The sequence below is a fragment of the Gulosibacter chungangensis genome, assembly GCF_008831155.1.
In the GTDB taxonomy this organism is placed as follows: domain Bacteria; phylum Actinomycetota; class Actinomycetes; order Actinomycetales; family Microbacteriaceae; genus Gulosibacter; species Gulosibacter chungangensis.
Genome location: NZ_WBKB01000015.1, coordinates 1 through 19,451, shown reverse-complemented (window position 1 = coordinate 19,451; position 19,451 = coordinate 1). Strand labels below are relative to the sequence as shown.

16 protein-coding genes and 1 rRNA gene are annotated in these 19,451 nt (G+C 61.2%); 14 read left to right on the top strand and 3 right to left on the bottom strand.

Going from position 1 to position 19,451, the window contains the following annotated elements:
* Window positions 1–84 (top strand): 5S ribosomal RNA (gene rrf / locus F8O05_RS14625); the annotation flags it as partial.
* A 136-nt stretch (window positions 85–220) separates the two neighbouring features.
* Here the strand turns inward: rrf and F8O05_RS14620 are convergent.
* A complete protein-coding gene (locus tag F8O05_RS14620; protein ID WP_225735944.1) occupies window positions 221–1,006 on the bottom strand; it encodes a sugar phosphate isomerase/epimerase family protein in 786 nt (261 codons plus the stop codon).
* Window positions 1,007–1,121: 115 nt separating this feature from the next.
* Here F8O05_RS14620 and F8O05_RS14615 point away from each other — a divergent pair, with 115 nt between their 5' ends.
* The 12 genes from F8O05_RS14615 to F8O05_RS14560 all read left to right on the top strand — a co-directional run bounded on the left by F8O05_RS14615 (window position 1,122) and on the right by F8O05_RS14560 (window position 15,611).
* Complete coding sequence (locus F8O05_RS14615; protein ID WP_158053492.1) at window positions 1,122–4,193, top strand: Na+/H+ antiporter subunit A; 3,072 nt, start codon at window positions 1,122–1,124, stop codon at window positions 4,191–4,193.
* Window positions 4,190–4,735 carry a Na(+)/H(+) antiporter subunit C gene (locus F8O05_RS14610; RefSeq protein WP_158053491.1) on the top strand — a complete coding sequence of 182 codons (546 nt, stop codon included), beginning with the start codon at window positions 4,190–4,192 and terminating at the stop codon, window positions 4,733–4,735. Before F8O05_RS14615 ends, F8O05_RS14610 begins: the two co-directional genes overlap by 4 nt.
* A complete protein-coding gene (locus tag F8O05_RS14605) occupies window positions 4,732–6,315 on the top strand; it encodes a Na+/H+ antiporter subunit D (RefSeq protein WP_158053490.1) in 1,584 nt (527 codons plus the stop codon). Before F8O05_RS14610 ends, F8O05_RS14605 begins: the two co-directional genes overlap by 4 nt.
* On the top strand, window positions 6,312–6,974 hold the full coding sequence (locus tag F8O05_RS14600; RefSeq protein WP_158053489.1) for a Na+/H+ antiporter subunit E: 663 nt from the start codon (window positions 6,312–6,314) through the stop codon (window positions 6,972–6,974). Before F8O05_RS14605 ends, F8O05_RS14600 begins: the two co-directional genes overlap by 4 nt.
* Window positions 6,974–7,375, top strand: a complete 402-nt coding sequence (locus F8O05_RS14595; RefSeq protein WP_158053488.1) for a monovalent cation/H+ antiporter complex subunit F — start codon at window positions 6,974–6,976, stop codon at window positions 7,373–7,375. The genes F8O05_RS14600 and F8O05_RS14595 overlap by 1 nt, the downstream gene beginning before the upstream one ends.
* Window positions 7,372–7,824, top strand: coding sequence for a monovalent cation/H(+) antiporter subunit G (mnhG, locus tag F8O05_RS14590; RefSeq protein ID WP_158053487.1), 453 nt, complete (start codon window positions 7,372–7,374; stop codon window positions 7,822–7,824). Before F8O05_RS14595 ends, mnhG begins: the two co-directional genes overlap by 4 nt.
* Before the next feature lie 47 nt (window positions 7,825–7,871).
* Window positions 7,872–9,572 carry a dihydroxy-acid dehydratase gene (gene ilvD, locus F8O05_RS14585; RefSeq protein ID WP_158053486.1) on the top strand — a complete coding sequence of 567 codons (1,701 nt, stop codon included), beginning with the start codon at window positions 7,872–7,874 and terminating at the stop codon, window positions 9,570–9,572.
* 53 nt (window positions 9,573–9,625) lie between these two features.
* Window positions 9,626–11,440 (top strand): acetolactate synthase large subunit, encoded by a 1,815-nt coding sequence (locus tag F8O05_RS14580; protein WP_158053485.1) that lies wholly within the window; start codon window positions 9,626–9,628, stop codon window positions 11,438–11,440.
* A gap of 6 nt (window positions 11,441–11,446) precedes the next feature.
* Window positions 11,447–11,953, top strand: a complete 507-nt coding sequence (gene ilvN, locus F8O05_RS14575; protein WP_158053484.1) for an acetolactate synthase small subunit — start codon at window positions 11,447–11,449, stop codon at window positions 11,951–11,953.
* A gap of 88 nt (window positions 11,954–12,041) precedes the next feature.
* Entirely contained in the window at window positions 12,042–13,067 is a 1,026-nt protein-coding gene (gene ilvC, locus F8O05_RS14570; protein ID WP_158053483.1) for a ketol-acid reductoisomerase, read from the top strand.
* Between the two features lie 328 nt (window positions 13,068–13,395).
* On the top strand, window positions 13,396–14,445 hold the full coding sequence (locus F8O05_RS14565) for a 3-isopropylmalate dehydrogenase (protein ID WP_158053482.1): 1,050 nt from the start codon (window positions 13,396–13,398) through the stop codon (window positions 14,443–14,445).
* Window positions 14,446–14,513: 68 nt separating this feature from the next.
* Entirely contained in the window at window positions 14,514–15,611 is a 1,098-nt protein-coding gene (locus F8O05_RS14560; protein WP_158053481.1) for a branched-chain amino acid aminotransferase, read from the top strand.
* Here the strand turns inward: F8O05_RS14560 and F8O05_RS14555 are convergent, their stop codons facing one another.
* Window positions 15,612–17,054 (bottom strand): PucR family transcriptional regulator, encoded by a 1,443-nt coding sequence (locus F8O05_RS14555; protein ID WP_192497217.1) that lies wholly within the window; start codon window positions 17,052–17,054, stop codon window positions 15,612–15,614.
* Between the two features lie 156 nt (window positions 17,055–17,210).
* On the opposite strand from F8O05_RS14555, the gene gabT reads away from it, so the two are divergent.
* The gene (gene gabT / locus F8O05_RS14550; protein ID WP_158053479.1) at window positions 17,211–18,536 is read left to right on the top strand and encodes a 4-aminobutyrate--2-oxoglutarate transaminase; all 1,326 of its coding nucleotides are present in this window, start codon (window positions 17,211–17,213) and stop codon (window positions 18,534–18,536) included.
* A 2-nt stretch (window positions 18,537–18,538) separates the two neighbouring features.
* Here the strand turns inward: gabT and F8O05_RS14545 are convergent, their stop codons facing one another.
* A complete protein-coding gene (locus tag F8O05_RS14545) occupies window positions 18,539–19,231 on the bottom strand; it encodes a TetR family transcriptional regulator (protein WP_158053478.1) in 693 nt (230 codons plus the stop codon).
* Window positions 19,232–19,451 lie beyond the last annotated feature (220 nt).

Here is a 19,451-nt window from a genome sequence, read left to right as displayed (position 1 = left end):
TACATTCCGAACCCGGAAGCTAAGCGTCTTTGCGCCGATGGTACTGCATGGGGGACTGTGTGGGAGAGTAGGTCACTGCCGGACTTCTTTTATAGAGGGGATATCCTGTTTGGGGTATCCCCTCTTTATTTATTTCCAAACACAAAATAGGCCGTTACTTGAATTGCAAGCAGCGGCCTATTTTGTTTTCCCGAACCGGAATTTGCCTTGGCTTAGAAAGCTAATGCTGACGCAAATTACGGCGAGCAAATTCAACCGTCTGCGTCAAAACTCGCAAACGATCGGTCTCACTCTTCGCAGAACGAGTATTCACCTCGGCAACCACGTGACCCTTGAACTGAATGTCATCGAGGTACTGCAGCGTCTCCGCAACCGGCTGGCCACCCAGTCCAGGCGGTAGGTGCTCATCCCAGAGCTTCTTGCCGTTCTGACCCGGAGCCTGGCCATCACAGAGGTGAATGTGCGCGAGTCGCTTGCCGGCTGTACGAGCCATGTCAAGTGCGTTCTCCCCGGACAAGGCCGCGTGCGAAAAGTCGAGCGTGATCGAATCGCAGTCCATCTCCGTCGGATCAATACCCGGCAAATACGCCTGCCGACCGTTACCGCCACCGATGTTCCACGGGAACATATTCTCCACGGCGACCTTCACTCCGGTGGTCTGCTCGAGACGACGTACCAGCTCCAAGAAGTTACGCGCATAGCTACCCTGCCAGCGAAACGGGGGATGGACGACCACGGTGGAAGCGCCACAGTCATAGGCAAGCTCCACCGAGCGCTCGAGCTTCACCGCCGGGTTCGTTCCCCACACAAACTGGGTAAAGAACAGCACCGGGGCATGAATCGCCAGCACCGGCAAATCATGCTTGCGCGTCAAAGCGCGCAGAGCCGCCGCGGAACGCGTCGCGTCCTCGGTGGAAACCATGACTTCCATGCCGTCAAAACCAGCCCGCTTCGCAATCTTGAAGGAGGCATCCAACGACTTAGGGAAGGTGCACGAGGTGCTCATACCGATCTGTATCATCCCTTCCACAGTAGACCCCGTAGGTGACGAGGCGCCGAACCCCCGTGACCTACTAAGATGTTCAAGTCGCAAGTTTTAACGTGGAGGAAGGGGAGCTGGGATGGTTGTACTTCTCGCACTCTTCGGAGTCGCGAGTTGCGCAATGCCAGCCCTCAAACGTCTGCCGCGGAACTCAATGTTCTACATCGCGGCGGCCGTCTCTGCCGCAGCTGCGGTGTGGACTGCTCTGCTCGCCCCGACGGTATTCAGTGGTGGTGCGTGGGAGTACTCGATCGAGTGGCTTCCCATGCTGGGCCTCAATCTCGACTTTCGGATAGACGCACTCAGCTGGGTGCTCGCAATGATCGTCACCGTGATCGGCGCACTCGTACTGATCTACTGCGCGAGCTATTTCGATAAAGACGAGCCGGGGATCGGTCGCTTCGCGGGAATTCTGCTTGGCTTTGCTGGCGTCATGTTTGGCCTCGTCACCGCCGACAATATGTACCTCATGTTCGTGTTCTGGGAAGGCACGAGCATCCTGTCCTATCTGCTGATCGGTCACTACACGGGCCGACGTGCCTCCCGCGCCTCGGCGATGCAGGCTCTACTGGTCACCACCTTCGGTGGGCTCGCCATGCTCGTGGGTCTCGTGATGCTGCACGCAATCACCGGGGTTGCGAACTTTTCACAAATCATCGGCAGCGACGTCCCTACAAGCGGCGCGCTCATCACTGCCCTCATGCTCATCCTGCTCGGAGCCGGCACAAAGTCAGCCCTCGTCCCCTTCCACTACTGGCTTCCGGGCGCCATGGCTGCACCGACTCCAGTGTCGGCATATCTGCACGCCGCATCCATGGTGAAAGCCGGCATCTACCTGGTACTCCGACTCGTACCAGAATTCGGCGACGTCGCTGGCTTCCGCGAGGTGCTCATCATCATTGGTGCCTGGACCATGATCGTCGGTGGCTGGCGGTCCCTGCGCCAGTTCGACCTCAAACTCATCCTCGCCTACGGCACAGTTTCGCAGCTCGGCTTCATGACCGTAATCGCCGGGTTCGGCGGGCGGGATGCGGGGCTTGCCGCGGTGGCAATGGTGATCGGCCACGCACTATTCAAAGCCGCACTGTTTCTCTCGGTCGGCATTATCGACCACCGCACCGGTACCCGCGATATTCGTAAGCTCTCTGGCCTGGGCCGCAACGCCCCAATGCTCGCCACGGTCGCGACGATCGCCGCGGCCTCGATGGCGGGTCTACCGCCGCTGTGGGGTTTCATCGCCAAAGAAAGCATTTTCTCGACCTTCATTGCCGCGATTGAGCACGGGGATGCGTGGGGCTGGGTTGCGCTGATCGGCACTGCCATCGGATCGATCCTTACCTTCGCGTACACGCTGCGCTTTGTCTACGGAGCCTTCGCAAAGAAGCCGAAGGTTGAGATGGTGGAGCAAGCCAAGGAACACCTGGACGAACTTCTTGCCCCGGTGCTGCTGGTGGTCGCGACGATCGTCTTCCCGTTCATGGCGGGCACGATTGACACACTCATTGCTGTCTACGCCGACACCATGGCGCCGCTCGACCCCGAGCATCCGTATCACCTGGCACTGTGGCACGGTCTGGAACCGGCGCTTGGCGTTTCACTGGTCACGATCCTGGTTGGCTGCGCTCTGTTCTATTTCCGTCGACAGATTGCCGCCTTCCAAGCGAAGATTCCCGACATCATCGAATCCTCGCGAGGGTACTGGTTGGCGTTGCGCGTCACCGACACGGTCGCGGCCCGGATCACCTCCTCCACCCAGAGCGGTTCGCTCCCGATGTACCTCGGCACGACCTTCGTTGTGCTGATTGCGGTAGTGATTGGAGCGTTCAGTTTCCAAGGCCTCTCTCGCCCCGACCTCACTATCGCTTGGTCATGGACCCACGTAGCAATCGTCGCTGTGATCGCGATCGCGGCCTTCGCGACGATTCGTTCGGAAAAACGATTCCAGGGCGTCATCCTGGTGGGGATCACCGGGTACGCACAGGCCGCGATCTTTGCGGTTTCAGGAGCGCCGGACCTCGCAACCACGCAGGCACTCATCGAGACACTCTCGCTGATTGTGTTCGTGCTGGTGCTGCGTCGACTGCCAGCACGTCACGCAAAACTCGACGACAACTTGAGGCCATGGATTCGCTGGGTAATTGCCTTTGGCGTGGCCATCGCCATCGCCGTGGTCCTTGTGGTTTCGATGGGCGCGCGCATCGTGACACCCGACGGGTCGTCATTCCCGGCACTGGCCATCGAAGGTGGTCACGGGCAAAACATCGTCAATGTCACCCTCGTGGATATTCGCGGGTGGGACACGATGGGCGAGCTCTCTGTCCTCATCGCCGCGGCCACCGGTGTGGCAAGCCTCGTCTACCTCAGTGCGCGCGGTTCGAAGCACCAGCCCGCCAAATCACTGGCACCACGTGGCGGTCTCTTCCGCCGTCCCGATCGCCAGACCATGCGGGAATCGATTCTTGCTTCGGCTAAGCGCCGTCAGCGCACGCTCCCGAAGGAACTGCGCGAACAGACCGGGACGAAGACACTCAAGACTCGCTCAGACCACAACGTGTGGCTCCTGGCCGGGCACTCCCTCGCGCCCGAGCACCGCTCGATCGTGATCGAGGTCGTCGTGCGATTGGTGTTCCACGCACTGATGGTGGTCTCGCTCTTCTTGCTCTTCTCCGGCCATAACGCGCCGGGTGGTGGCTTTGCCGGTGGTGTGGTTGCTGCCCTCGCACTTGCCGCCCGCTATATGGCAGGCGGTCGCCACGAACTCAACGAAGCAGTGCGGGTGGACGCGGGCATGCTGCTCGGCATCGGTATGGTGTTTGCCGCAGGCTCTGCCCTCGCCCCGATGTTCTTCGGCTACCCGCCGCTGACCTCGTTCTGGGTGGACCAGGAAATCGACTGGGTCGGGCACCTCATCTTTGTCACATCAACTATTTTCGATATCGGGGTCTATCTCATCGTGATCGGTCTCGGGATCGACGTTCTCCGCTCGCTCGGAAGCGAGCTCGACATCCAGGCGGAAGAGGACCGCTCCGCCCTGCGCGTCAGCGAACAGGTTCTCGACGAAGCGGAGGTTCGCGGTCACACAGAAACCGCAAAACCCGTCACCAAGCAGATGCCCATCATCGGCCGCAATGGAGGTGTTGGCGGCGCATGACCATTAACATCGTCCTGCTCGCGGGCATGGTCATCCTTTATGCCTGTGGCATCTACTTATTGCTCGAGCGGAGCTTCACCCGCATCATCCTCGGCGTCTTGCTTGCCGGCAACGCCACCAACCTGCTGATTTTCATCACCTCGGGCAAGTACGGGGAGGCGCCAATCATCGGCGAGGACGGAGTGGTGAAAGACACCTACTCTGATCCGCTGCCACAGGCGTTCATCCTCACGGCAATTGTGATTAGCTTCGCGACGCTCGCGTTCATGCTCGCGCTGCTGTACCGGTCCTGGCGACTCGTGCGGGTGGACACCGTGGAAGACGACGAAGATTCAGTCTCACTGCGCCACACGGATCCGGAAGCGGATGACGAAGTGTTCGAAGAAGGTGAAGGGCCGGATACAGAATTCGGTACCGCCGCGGAAGCCGCCGTCCCGGATGCGCTCACCATCGATGAGCTCGAGGAAGACCCCCAGCCACGCACTGGCGAAACCCGCCAAGTGAAACACGAAGACGAGAACCGAAAGGGGCAGACCCAATGAGCTGGCTAGTACCACTCATGGTGCTCGTACCCCTCCTCGGTGCGGCGATCACACTGACCGCCGCGCGCAAGCAGCGGCTACAGATCACGCTGGCGAGCATCACCATGGTGATCGCGCTGACGATCTCGATCGTATTGCTGACGGTGGTGCACCAGACCGGTGCGCCGCTAGTGATGCAGGTCGGTGGTTGGGCGGCCCCGTTCGGAATTTCACTCGTGGTGGACCGACTCTCAGCGCTCCTCGTGCTCGTGACGAGCATCGTGCTGATCGCGGTTATGGCCTTCTCGATCGGTCAGGGAGCTGCCGACGGTGACGATGAGACCCCGGTTTCGATTTTCTATCCGACCTATCTCGTCCTTGCCGCCGGCGTCTACAACGCGTTCATCGCAGGCGACCTCTTTAACCTCTACGTCGGTTTCGAGATCCTGCTGGTCGCGAGCTTCGTGCTGATCACCCTCGGCGGCACCGCCTCACGCATCCGCGCCGGTGTGACCTACGTCGTCGTGTCGCTGGTGTCCTCGCTGATCTTCCTCGCATCCATCGGGATGGTTTATGCGGCGGTGGGCACCGTCAATATGGCCGAGATCTCCCTGCGGATGCCCGAGGTCGCTGAGCCGGTGCAGCTGGCGATTCACCTCATGCTGTTAGTTGGCTTCGGCATCAAGGCGGCACTCTTCCCGCTGTCATTCTGGTTGCCCGACTCGTATCCCTCGGCGCCGGCCCCGGTCACCGCCGTCTTCGCGGGTTTGCTGACCAAGGTGGGTGTGTACGCGATCTTGCGCACCGAGTCGCTCATCTTTGCCTCGAATGACATCTCCACACTGCTGATTATTGTGGCGATGTTCACCATGGTGATCGGGATCCTCGGTGCGGTTGCGCAGGCGGGTATTCGAAGGATGCTCTCCTTCACCCTCGTTAGCCACATCGGTTACATGATCTTCGGCATTGCGCTCGGGACCGAAGCAGGCTGGGCGGCGACCGTTTACTACATCCTGCACCACATTCTCGTGCAGACCGCGCTCTTCCTCGTGACGGGTCTGATTGAGCGCGTAGCCGGTACATCGACCCTCACCCACCTCGGCGGGATGCTCAAACGGGCTCCCTTTGTTGCGGTGCTGTTCTTTATTCCGCTGCTCAACCTCGGTGGCATTCCACCGTTCTCTGGCTTCCTTGGAAAGCTCGCGCTGTTCGTCGCCGGTGCCGAGGGGACGACTCTGCAGCTGCCGCAATATCTCGTGTGGCTCGGTATCGGTATTGGCGCGCTTACCAGCCTGCTGACGCTCTACGCGCTCATCCGCGTGTGGAACCTCGGCTTCTGGCGTGGTCAGAACGAGGTCGAAGAGCACGAGTCACCGATGACCGAACACCTCGAAGAAGCCCCAGGCGGGGATGTCATCGTGGAACAAAAGACAAACTCGACACTGATGAATGTCGCGACCGCGACCATGGTGCTGATCACCGTCCTCATGACGGTCTTTGCCGGACCGATCTTCGAAATCGCGGAAGCCGCATCCGAAAACCTGATGGACCCGCTGCACTACATCGTGAACGTTGACGAGGTGGAGGGGATCAAACCGTGAGTCCCGATAAACAGCAACGCCCCGGCGTGAGCCTCCTCACGCAGCTGCCACTGCTGATCTTCCTCATCGTGCTCTGGCTCGTGCTGTGGGGTCAGCTCGATCTCATTAGCGGGAGCACCGGCATTATCTTCTCGCTCGTGGTGGTGCGATTCTTCTACCTGCCGCCGGTGGAGCTCTCCGGCCGCTTCAACCTCTGGTACATGATCGTGCTGCTCTTCCGCTTCCTCTGGTGGCTGATTTCGGCATCCTTCCAAATGGCATGGCTCGCGGTGCGGCCGCAAAAGGTGCCGACCGCCTCGATCATCGCCATCCGGATGCATACGCACTCGGACTGGCTGATCACGGTCGCCGCCGAGATCAACATGCTCGTGCCGGGCTCGGTCGTGGTGGAAGTCGATCGCCTTCGCGGGATCCTCTACCTGCACGTACTCGACGCCGATACGCAAGAGAAAGTCGATGAAGCCAGGCGTGCATCCTTCCGCATCGAAGAGGCGATTGCGCTGGCGCTCGGGAGCCGCGAAGACATTTGGCGGATCAATCGGGATCGCGTCGAACACGGCCGAAAGCCGCTGTTGGCCACGAAGAAGCAACGTGAATTCGAGGAGCGGGCGGAACGCATCCGCAAGGAACTCGAGCGCGAGTGGGAGGCCGAACTCTGATGGATCTCTTCTTAAATATCGTCTATTGGATAGTGGGGATTTGCTTCGCTGCCGCAGCCGTGATGTCGACGATTCGCATTGTGCGCGGCCCCTCGATTGTGGACCGCATGGTCGGCTCCGACACCTTTGCCACCGTGCTGATCTGTCTGTTTTGTGCGGATATGGCGATCCGCGGCCACACCACCACGCTGCCACTCGTGCTCGGGTTGGCAATGACCGCTTCGGTGGGCACGATGGCGGTCGCTCGGTTTGTCTCCCGCGATCGGCCTCGTAATAACTACGAAGAGGAACAGGTCGCGACGACCGTGCCCGCTGGAAACACAGAGGCATCGGCTGAAGTGGATGCTGGGCCCGGTGCGGATGCCGCGCCAGCGGAGCACACAGGAAAGGAGTCGCAATGACGGTAGCGGAATGGCTCGACCTCGCCACCGCCGTGCTCATCCTGCTCGGCGCCTTACTGTCGCTGTCCGCCGGTATTGGGCTGTTGCGCTTTCCGGACATGATCGCTCGACTGCACGCTCAGTCGAAGCCGCAGGCAGCCGGACTGATGTTCATCCTGATTGGACTGGCACTGCAGCAGACGAACTGGCAGGTGGTGCTGTTCATCTTCCCGGTGCTGCTGTTTCAATTCCTCACCACTCCCGCCGCAGGTATCGTGCTGGCGCGGGGCGGCTACCGCTCGAAGCACTACGAGAACGTCCCACTGTTTGTGGATGACCTCGAGTCTGAGGTGGCTCGCGCGCAGCGTGCCGAAGATGCCGCTGCCCGACGCGAACGGCTCTTACCAGCAGAGCCGGTGGCGGAAGACTCGGATCTCGACCCGAAGGCCCCGAACCCGCTGTCCTTATAGCAAGCAGGCGCGTTCTTAGGCTGAGAAATCGCGCGTAGGATGGATTCATGCCAGAGCAAGAAATCGATATCAAACCCAAGTCCCGGGTAGTCACAGACGGACTCGAAGCCACTGCCTCGCGAGGAATGCTCCGCGCGGTCGGCATGGGCGACGATGACTGGGCCAAGCCGATTATTGGTATTGCCAGCTCGTGGAACGAAATTACCCCCTGCAACCTGAGCCTCGATCGCCTCGCTCAGGGCTGCAAGGAAGGCGTCCACGCGGGCGGCGGGTACCCCCTGCAGTTCGGCACCGTGTCGGTGTCGGACGGTATCTCGATGGGTCACGAGGGGATGCACTTCTCCCTCGTATCGCGCGAGGTCATCGCCGACTCGGTCGAGGTCGTCATGCAAGCCGAAGCGCTGGACGGGTCGGTCCTGCTTGCTGGCTGTGACAAGTCCCTGCCTGGAATGCTCATGGCCGCAGCACGCCTCAAGCTGCCGAGCGTCTTCCTCTACGCCGGTTCGATCGCACCGGGCTACGTCAAGCTCACCGACGGTACCGTGAAGGACAACGTCACCGTGATCGACGCCTTCGAGGCGGTCGGCGCTTGCAAGGCCGGCACCATGTCGGAAGAAGACCGCAAGCGCATCGAAGAAGCAATCTGCCCCGGTGAGGGTGCCTGCGGTGGTTTCTACACCGCGAACACGATGGCTTCGGTTGCCGAAGCGCTCGGTCTGTCGGTTCCCGGTTCGGCGGCGCCACCCTCGGCAGACCGTCGCCGCGACTACTACGCCCACAAGTCGGGCGAGGCCGTCGTAAACATGCTGCGTCTCGGGATCACCACCGAACACATCCTCACCAAGAAGGCATTCGAGAACGCCATCGCCGTGGTGATGTGCATGGGTGGCTCGACCAACGCCGTGCTGCACCTGCTCGCCATTGCGCGCGAGGCTGAAGTCGACCTCACACTGGATGACTTCAACCGCATCGCGGACAAGGTTCCGCACCTGGCCGACATGAAGCCCTTCGGTAAGTACGTCATGAACGACATCGACCACGTTGGTGGCATGCCGGTGGTAATGAAGGCACTGCTCGATGCTGGCCTCATCCACGGTGACGCGCTGACCTGCACCGGCAAGACCGTGGCAGAGAACCTTGCAGAGATTACCGAGCCGCTTGACGGCGAGGTCATCCACACCCTCGACAACCCGATCCACGAAAAGGGTGGCATCACGATCCTCAACGGTTCGCTTGCCCCAGAGGGTGCGGTCGTGAAGTCGGCTGGCTTCGACCTCGAGTCCTTCGAGGGCCCGGCTCGCGTCTTCGAGCGCGAACGCGAGGCTATGGATGCACTGACCCGCGGCGATATTAAGCACGGCGATGTCGTGGTGATTCGCTACGAAGGGCCCAAGGGTGGCCCGGGTATGCGCGAGATGCTTGCGATCACCGGTGCAATCAAGGGAGCCGGCCTCGGCAAGGATGTACTATTGTTGACTGACGGTCGATTCTCAGGCGGCACAACCGGCCTGTGCATCGGCCACGTCGCGCCAGAAGCTGTGGACGCTGGTCCCATTGCCTTCGTGCGTGACGGAGATCTCATTCGGGTCGATATTGCTGCGCGGACTCTTGACTTACTCGTCGACGAATCCGAGCTTGCTGCCCGCCGTGAAGGCTGGGCACCGCTTCCTCCTAAGTACACGCGCGGCGTGCTCGCAAAATATGCGAAGCTCGTCAAGTCAGCGTCCGAGGGAGCCATCACGGGTTAAGCGCCTCTTCGCGCTTGCCCACCACGACTTCGTCTATGAGGAATATCTAGTTAATGTCTCGTGAAGCAACTCAGGCGGCAGACGCGTCGACGGCTGCCGCAACGCCCAAAGCGGTACCTAAACCAGAGCGCATGACGGGAGCCGCGGCCGTGGTTCGCACGCTCGAGCTGCTCGGCGTGACCGATGTCTTCGGTCTGCCGGGCGGTGCGATCCTGCCTGCCTATGACGCAATCCTTGACGCCACCGACCTCAACCACATTCTTGTTCGTCACGAACAGGGTGCCGGGCACGCGGCCGAAGGGTATGCGGCGGCAAGCGGCAAGGTCGGTGTGTGCATCGCAACCTCCGGTCCGGGGGCAACGAACCTCGTAACCGCGATTGCGGATGCGCACATGGACTCGGTGCCGATGCTGGCGATCACCGGTCAGGTCTTTTCGACACTGATGGGAACCGACGCCTTCCAGGAAGCGGACATCGTCGGCATCACCATGCCGATCTCGAAGCACTCGATCCTGGTGCGCCGTGCAGAAGACATCCCGCAAGCGCTGGCAAGCGCGTACCACCTCGCATCCACCGGGCGTCCAGGCCCGGTGCTGGTGGACATCACCAAAGATGCGCAGCAGGACGAGTTCGATTTCGTCTGGCCCGTGGAACTGGACCTTCCCGGCTACCGCCCGATCACCAAGGCACACGGTAAGCAGATTCTCGCCGCGGTGGACATGCTCCGCTCCGCGAAGAAGCCGGTCATCTACGCCGGTGGCGGCATTATTCGTGCCGGTGCCGCGGAAGAGCTCCGTGAACTGGCAGAACTTTCTGGCGCACCGGTGGTGACCACGCTGATGGCTCGCGGTGCTTTCCCGGACTCGCACCCGCAGATGCTGGGGATGCCCGGCATGCACGGTACCGTTCCGGCAGTGCTCGCGCTGCAGGAAGCCGACCTCCTCTTTACCGTGGGAGCGCGCTTTGACGATCGCGTTACCGGTAAGGCGGCGCTGTTCGCCACCAAGGCGAAGGTTGTGCACATCGACATTGACCCCGCGGAAATCTCAAAGATCCGTACCGCCGATGTGCCGATCGTGGGCGACGCGAAGGAAGTGATCGCGGACGTAAACCGTGCCCTCAAGGAACGAACCGACACTGAGGCCGAAGACCTCGCACCGTGGTGGGAGTTCCTCGACGGGCTGAAGGCTGAGTTCCCGCGCGGTTACACGCCGACCACGGACGGCCTGCTCGCCCCGCAGCAAATCATCGAGCGCATTAGCGCGCTGTCGGGCCCGGATGCAATCTTTGCGACCGGTGTCGGACAGCACCAGATGTGGGCAGCGCAGTTCCTCGAACTGAACAAGCCGAACACGTTCTTGAACTCGGGCGGCGCCGGCACCATGGGCTACTCGGTTCCGGCTGCGATGGGCGCCCAGGTGGCGTTCCCCGACCGTACCGTGTGGGCGATCGATGGCGACGGTTGCTTCCAGATGACGAACCAGGAAATTGCGACCTGTGTGATCAACAACATCCCGATCAAGATCGCGGTGATCAACAACTCCTCGCTCGGCATGGTGCGCCAGTGGCAGACGCTCTTCTACGACGGCCGCTACTCGAACACCGATCTCAACACCGGTCACAACACCGAACGAGTCCCCGACTTCGTGAAGCTTGCTGACGCGTATGGTGCCCTCGGCATCCGTGTTGAGCGTGAAGATGAAATCGACGCCGCAATCGAACAGGCGCTCGCGGTCAACGACCGTCCGGTCGTGATCGACTTCGTCGTTTCGGCGGATGCAATGGTCTGGCCGATGGTGCCGCAGGGCGTCTCGAACAGCTTCATCAACTACGCCCGCGATAACAGCCCGGCATACGAGGGGGAGTAAGGAAATATGTCAAAGCACATCCTGTCGCTTCTCGTAGAAGACAAACCGGGCTTGCTTGCCCGCGTGGCTGGGCTCTTCTCGCGCCGCGGCTTCAACATCACCTCGCTCGCGGTGGGTGCCTCGGAGGTTGAGGGGCTGTCCCGGATGACCGTGGTGGTGGACGTGGAGAACTTCCCACTAGAGCAGGTCACCAAGCAGCTGAACAAGCTCGTGAACGTGATCAAGATCGTGGAGCTCACCCCTTCGTCGGCGGTGGAGCGCGAACACGTGCTGATCAAGGTGCGAGTCGACAAGCAGACTCGTTCCGAAGTGATTGAGGCGGTGAACCTCTTCCGCGCCCGCGTGGTGGACGTGGCACAGGACTCCCTCATCATCGAGGTCACCGGAGACTCAGGCAAAGTTGGGGCACTGCTCCGTATGCTCGAGCCGTATGGGATTCGTGAAATGGTGCAGTCAGGTCTCATCGCCGTGGGCCGTGGACCAAAATCCATCACCGAGCGGGTTTTCCGCTAACCACACCTGGGCTTTCGCCCAAATCACGTGACAAACCTACGTCCAAAGTGTGCAAGCACGACGTTATAACAAGGAGTACACACCGAACATGGCTGAAATCTACTACGACGACGACGCTGACCTCTCGATCATCCAGGGCAAGAAGGTAGCCATTGTGGGCTACGGCTCGCAGGGTCACGCGCACGCACAGAACCTGCGCGACTCGGGCGTCGAGGTCGTAATTGCTCTCCGTGAAGGCTCGAAGTCGATCGCGAAGGCCCAGGAAGAGGGCTTCGAGGTCAAGAGCAACGCAGACGCTGCGGAGTGGGCAGACCTCATCATGATCCTCGCGCCGGACCAGCACCAGCGCGGCCTCTATAACGAGGACATCAAGCCGCACCTGACCGAGGGCAAGACCCTCGCCTTCGCGCACGGCTTCAACATTCGCTTCGGTTACATCGAGGCTCCCGAGGGCGTTGACGTCATCCTCGTTGCTCCGAAGGCTCCGGGCCACACCGTTCGTCGCGAGTACGTCGCCGGCCGCGGTATCCCCGACATCATCGCAGTGGAGAAGGATGCCTCGGGTACCGCTTGGGAGACCGCAAAGTCCTACGCCAAGGCGATTGGTGGCACCCGCGCCGGTGTCATCAAGACCACCTTCACCGAAGAGACCGAAACCGACCTGTTCGGTGAGCAGGCAGTGCTCTGCGGTGGTACCTCGCGCCTGATCCAATACGGTTTCGAGACCCTCACCGAGGCTGGCTACCAGCCCGAGATCGCCTACTTCGAGGTGCTGCATGAGCTCAAGCTCATCGTTGACCTCATCTGGGAGGGTGGCATCACCAAGCAGCGTTGGAGCGTTTCGGACACCGCAGAGTACGGTGACTACGTTTCCGGTCCGCGCGTGATTGACGAGAACGTGAAGAAGAACATGAAGGCTGTGCTCGACGACATCCAGTCGGGTGCCTTCGCAACCCGCTTCATCGAGGACCAGGACGCTGGTGCGCCCGAGTTCAAGAAGCTCCGCGCCGAAGGTGAAGCACACCCGATCGAGAAGACCGGTGTTGAGCTGCGCAAGCTCTTCTCCTGGCAGCAGACCGACTCGGACTACGTCGACGGTTCGGCCGCTCGCTAGTCTTAGAACTCGTAAGCTCACATAGCTGACGCACACGGGGCCGATCGCATCTTTGGATGCGGTCGGCCCCGTGGCTTTTGTCACGCGCGCTCGCTCGCTGCGCGACAGCGCGGCGAACCATTGCCGTTAGCTGCATGTATTGCCGGTGGAATGGCCATGGTTGCGGATAGTGGCAATGGCTGCAGCCGAACCCATTGCCGGTAACTGCCTGTATTGCCGGTGGAGTGGCCATGGTTGCGGATAGTGGCAATGGCATCGCGACGTCGCGCACGCTGCCCAGCGGGGACTAGGCTGGTGAGGGTTTATTCTGTGGAAAGGATGCGGCAGCGTGCGAGACAAGATCGATCTGGGAATCATCGGTGGCGACGGTATTGGTCCCGAGGTTGTAGCCGAGGCGAGAAAAGTGCTGCGGGCAGCGTTGCCCGAGAACGTGGAACTCGTTGAAACGGTCTACCCCTTCGGCGCCAAGCACTTCCAGGAGACCGATGAAATCCTCGACGACGAGTCGCTCGAGAAACTTGCCCAGCATGACGCGCTACTCCTCGGTGCGGTTGGGGGCGACCCGGCCGACCCGCGTCTGGCTGGTGGCATCATTGAGCGAGGGCTGCTGCTGAAGATTCGCTTCGCCTTCGACCACTACATCAACCTGCGCCCGGTACGGCTGTGGCCAAACACGACGAGCCCGCTGAGCGATCCCGGCGAGATCGACTTCATCGTGGTGCGTGAGGGCACCGAGGGCGCCTACACCGGCACCGGCGGCACCATGCGCGCGGGGACGATCCACGAGGTTGCCAACGAAGTATCGGTAAACACCGCGTTCGGTGTCGAGCGTACTGTGCGTTACGCCTTCGAGCTCGCGCAACAGCGTGACCGCAAGAAGCTGACCCTCGTGCACAAGAAGAATGTGCTCGTCAACGCCGGCGTGATGTGGAACCGCATCGTCAACGAAGTGGCTACCGAGTACCCCGATGTGAGCGTCGACTACCTGCACATTGACGCCGCGACGATCTTCTTCGTCACCGACCCGTCGCGCTTTGACGTCATTGTGACTGATAACCTATTCGGAGACATCATCACCGACCTCGCAGGTGCCGTTACCGGTGGCATCGGCCTGGCGGCCTCGGGAAATATTAATCCCGATGGAACCTTCCCGAGCATGTTCGAACCCGTACACGGCTCGGCTCCTGATATCGCAGGCACTGGCAAAGCTAATCCGACCGCTGCCATCCTGTCGACCGCGCTGCTGCTGCGCCACTTCGGCTATGACGAGGCAGCCAAGCGCGTCGAAGCTGCGTGCGAAGCAGACGTCGTCGAAGCGGGCGATGCCGCTCGCACCACCAACGAAATTGGCGAGGCGATTCTCGCGCGACTGGCGTAGTCGAGCGCCTCGAGCATCCCAATTTTCAATACTCCAGAATTTCCCTGACCATTTGTGAAGGACCAACTATGACCGACCGTCCCTCGCTCGAATTCACCATCGAGCGCACCTCGAATCCCACTTCCGACGCCGAACGTGCGAAGGTACTCGAAAACCCCGGATTTGGGACGCGGTTCACGGATCACATGGTCATGATTGACTGGACCCGTGAGGGCGGTTGGCGCAATGCCCGTGTCGTACCATACGGTCCGTTGCAGATAAACCCGGGTAATGCGGTCTTCCACTATGCGCAGGAAATCTTCGAGGGGCTCAAGGCCTATCGGCACGCGGACGGTTCGGTGCACACTTTCCGTCCGGAAATGAACGCCAAGCGGATGCAGGGCTCGGCGCATCGACTCGCGCTGCCGGAGTTGCCGGTGGATGTGTTCGTCGAGTCGCTGCGACAGCTCGTGCAGGTTGATGAGGCCTGGGTGCCGGCGTATGGCGAGAACAAATCGCTGTACCTGCGGCCCTTCATGATCGCGAACGAGGACTTCCTCGGCGTGCGCCCGGCGGAGACTGTCACCTACTTTGTGATTGCCTCGCCAGCCGGCTCGTACTTTAGCGACCCGACCCGTCCCGTGGATATCTGGCTGGAGACTGAGCTCTCGCGTGCTGGCCGCGGCGGTACCGGTGCCGCGAAGTGCGGTGGCAACTATGCCGCCTCGCTGCTGCCGCAGCAGACCGCGTACGAGAACGGTTGTGAGCAGGTGCTCTTCCTGGATGCGGCAAACGAGAAATACATCGAGGAGCTCGGTGGCATGAACCTCGTGCTGATCTACGCGGACGGTACCGTGGTCACACCCGAATCGGACTCGATTCTGGCGAGCGTCACGAATGATTCGATCCTCACCCTCTTCAAGGACGGTGGGCACAAGGTTGAGCGCCGCCCGGTCACGATTGATGAGTGGCGTGAGGGTGCAGCTGAAGGCAAGATCACCGAGGCCTTCGCGGTGGGTACCGCGGCGGTTATCTCTCCGATCGGCACCCTCAAGCACCCCGAGTTCCAGATCGAGAACCCGCGGGTGAGCGAAGATTCGCTTTCGATGCGGCTGCGCGCGAAGCTCACCGGTATCCAAAACGGTGACGTCGCGGATGAGTACGGCTGGCTCGAGCGGCTGGTATAGCTAGCGCTCGGTGAGACGGCGGGCGGTGCGGGCTAGCGATAGCTGCACCGCATCCGCCGTGATCCGCGGGTCGAGCCCCGTGATCTTCGCGATCTGGTCGATGCGGTAGCGCACCGTATTGCGGTGCGTGCCGAGCGCCGTGGCGACATCATTCGAAGCACCTGAGTTCGCAAGAAACGCATCCAACGTTTCGACGAGGCTCGTGCCGTGTTCTTTATCGTGCACCTCGAGCGGGCCGAGGAGCTCTTCCGCAAGCTCGGCGATGGGAGCGTTCGAAGCGCCCAGGATGAGCGAGGCGATTGAGAGCCGGGGAGCCTCGCCAATGACGCGATCGCGCTCGAGTCGATTCAATGCATCCAGCGCTTCGAACCAGCTCCAGCGCAACGCCGCGGTCCCGGGGTAGGGACCGCCGATGCCCACTTTCGCGGGGATGCCAGCGGCGCGCGTGGCAGCAACGAGCGCTTCCGCGGCACGCTGCGGGGTGACATCGTGAATGTCCAGCAACACTGTGAGCCGGTCATCCAGCACCGTCGCCACCGACCCGTGGAGCGAGGACGGCAGCGGCATCGCCGCAAGATCGGTGCGGCGCGGGCCGGTGCCGGTGACCACAAGCATCCGATACGTGCCGGAAGACTGCAGGCCGATCGACTCGAGCCGGGGCACGACCACGTCGGCTTCGAGGCGACCAGCAATGAGGTCGTCGAGCACCTGCCCGGCCTGGACCCGCTCATCCCGACGACGGCGTGCGTCCTGGGCGAGGTGCAGGCCAACGAGCGTGCGACTGGTGTTGATCAACTCGTCATCGGTGCGAGGACGGGATGCGTGCAGCGTTGCTTGCCCTGCGGGGCCAAGGGCGATGGGCAGTGCATCCCAGGATTCGATCTTTGGGTCTTCAATCTCGAGCGAGCCCGAAATCAGTTCCCCGTTAACGGAGACTGCGACGTGGGCCCCGGTTTCGCGCCCGAGCGCGGCGAGCATGGCCTCGAGGCCGCCATCGCTTAGCAGCAGCTCGACGAAGCGCTCGCGGCGGCGGTACTGCGCCTCAACCTGCTCGACTTTTTCGGCAGCGTTCGCGTTCGCGACCTTCTTGGCGATCAGTGCGAAGGGGATTCGCACGGGCACCTCGATCACCGGGAGCTCTGCCCGACGCGCCTCATCGAGGAGTGCCTCGGGGATGTGCTCGTGGGTGAACCCGGAGCCGAAGCCGATGCCGTGGGATCCCGCTTCGGCGACGGAACGCACAAAGTTCCGGCAAGCGCGGACCGATCGCAGCCGCATCCCGGTGGTGAGTACGAGTTCGCCACCGGTGAGAAACGGCTTCGGGACCGCCATCTCGGTGGCCGCGGCCCATTCAATCCGGGCGTTGAGCGACTGCCCGTGACCCGCGCGCAGACGCAAACTGAGTTCGGGGTCGCGGATGAGTTCGGCGATCGAGATGGGCATGCCTACCAGCGTACGGCTAATGCGTCTGCACAACAATTCATTAGGTGTTCGTGCGTAGTAACATCCTGTGGCGTGGTGCCTCATCGTACGCTTTCTGACGAGGCAGCTATGGTGCTGCCGCAGCCACGATCGCGAGTTAATAGGAAGGCACGCACTATGGAGTTTCGCCTCGAGCAGCAGCGAAAGATTGTCACCGAGATTCCCGGTCCGAAGTCGGAAGCACTGAAGGAGCGTCGCCAGCAGTATGTGAGCGCTTCGGTTGGTTCGGCATTGCCGGTCTACGTCGAGCAGGCCGACGGCGCGATCCTGCGTGATGTCGATGGCAACCAGTTCATTGACTTTGGTTCCGGTATCGGTGTGACCACCGTGGGTAACTCGAACCCGAAGGTCGTCAAGGCGATTCAGGATGCGGCTGCCGCGAGCACCCACCTGCAGATCAACACCGCGCCCTATGAGAGCTACATTGACCTCTGCCAGAAGCTCACTGAACTCACCCCGGGTGAATTCCCGAAGAAGGCAGTGCTCTTCAACTCGGGCGCCGAAGCGCTCGAGAACGCCGTCAAGATCGCCCGTAAGCACACCGGTCGTGACGCGATCATCGTCTTCGACCACGCCTTCCACGGCCGCACGAACCTCACCATGGCAATGACCTCGAAGTCGATGCCCTACAAGGATGGCTTCGGTCCCTTCGCACCTGAGGTGTACCGCGCGCCGCTCAGCTACCCCTACCGCGACGGCCTCACCGGCCCCGAGGCTGCCGCCCGCACCATCGACATGATCGACAAGCAGGTTGGCGCGAAGAACGTTGCCGCGATCGTGATCGAACCACTCGTCGGTGAAGGCGGCTTCATTGTCCCGGCCGAAGGATTCTTGCCGGCTCTGGTCGAGTTCGCGAACGAAAACGGCATCGTGTTCGTCGCCGACGAGGTGCAGGCTGGCATGAGCCGTACCGGCAAGTGGTTCTGCTCGGAGTGGGAAGGCATTGTCCCGGACCTCGTCACGAGCGCCAAGGGGATCGCCGGCGGTATGCCGCTGTCGGCAGTCATCGGCCGCGCCGAGATTATGGATGCATCGCACGCCGGTGGCATCGGCGGCACCTACTCGGGTAACCCGGTTGCAAACGCCGCGGCGCTCGCAACCATCGCCGCCTATGAGGAAGACGGCCTGCAGGAGGCCGCGCTGCGTATCGAAAAGACGGTCCGCAGCATCCTCGAGCCACTGATCACGGAACTCGACGTTGTGGGGGAAGTACGTGGCCGCGGTGCGATGCTCGCGATTGAGCTCGTCAAGGGTGCCGATAAGACCCCGAACCCTGAACTCGTGAAGACGGTAGTCGCCGAGGCACAGGCGCAGGGTGTGCTGTTCCTGACCTGTGGCACTTACGGCAACGTTATTCGCTTCCTGCCGCCGCTGGTGATGAGCGATGAGCTGCTTGCTGACGGCCTGGGGGTCCTCGTGGAATCGATCCGCAAGAACGCCTGACGCTAGCCCAGCGGGCAGTCCGCGCGGAGCGGCTCCGAGTCGATCGTGACTCCGAGCTGCTCCGCGTTCCACGTTAAGATGGCACGTACGCCCACTCGGAAGAATTCTTCTTTTTTCGCCTCACAATCGACCTGGGCGCGGCGCTCGAGCGCATCCTGATAGGTCGGTGCGATTGCCGAAATGTCATGTTCTTCGATATTTCGTTGGTGGAAGAACTCTTTGACGGTGGCGCCGAAGATGAAAGCCTCAATGGACTCAATGAGCAGGACGCAGGACTCGAGTGGCCAGCCGTTATCGGTCAGTGCTGTCGTGACTCGCTCATACATTTCGAGCGACTTTTCCGGGCCGCTGGTGCGGGAGATTGCCAATAGTTGCAGCAGCTGTCGGTGGGTGACAACCGCCTCGAGGTAGTTCACCGCCCAGTCTTCGAGGGCTTCGGGGAGTGGTTTTGTGTCGAATGCTGACACGTCAATGCCGTCGTAGATGGATTCGCGAATCCAGTCGAGGATCTCGAACTTTGACTCGGCATGGTTGTACAGGGCCGAAGGCGTCACCCCGAGGGCGGAAGCAAGCGAGGCCATCGTCAGGGCGTTTACACCGTTTGACGTGACAATGTTCTTGGCGGCTAGAGTGATGCCATCGCGGTCGAGTAAACGAGTGCGGGGGCGTCCCACGGAGCGACGGGAGCCAGTCATAGCCGGACCTCGGACTTTCTCTCACGTACCGCGCAAATAGTGAATAGAATTCGTTTAGCGCCAGTGTGACCATAAAGATTAAATTCTTATCAGTCTAGTGTCGCGTTTCTGAAGTTCGTTGAGGGTTGGCTTTCGCGAGTACCTGTTCCGGAGTTTTCGTCCACACGAATGGGTGCTTGCGATCGTTCCAGCCAGTAATGAATTGACGGATCTTTGCATT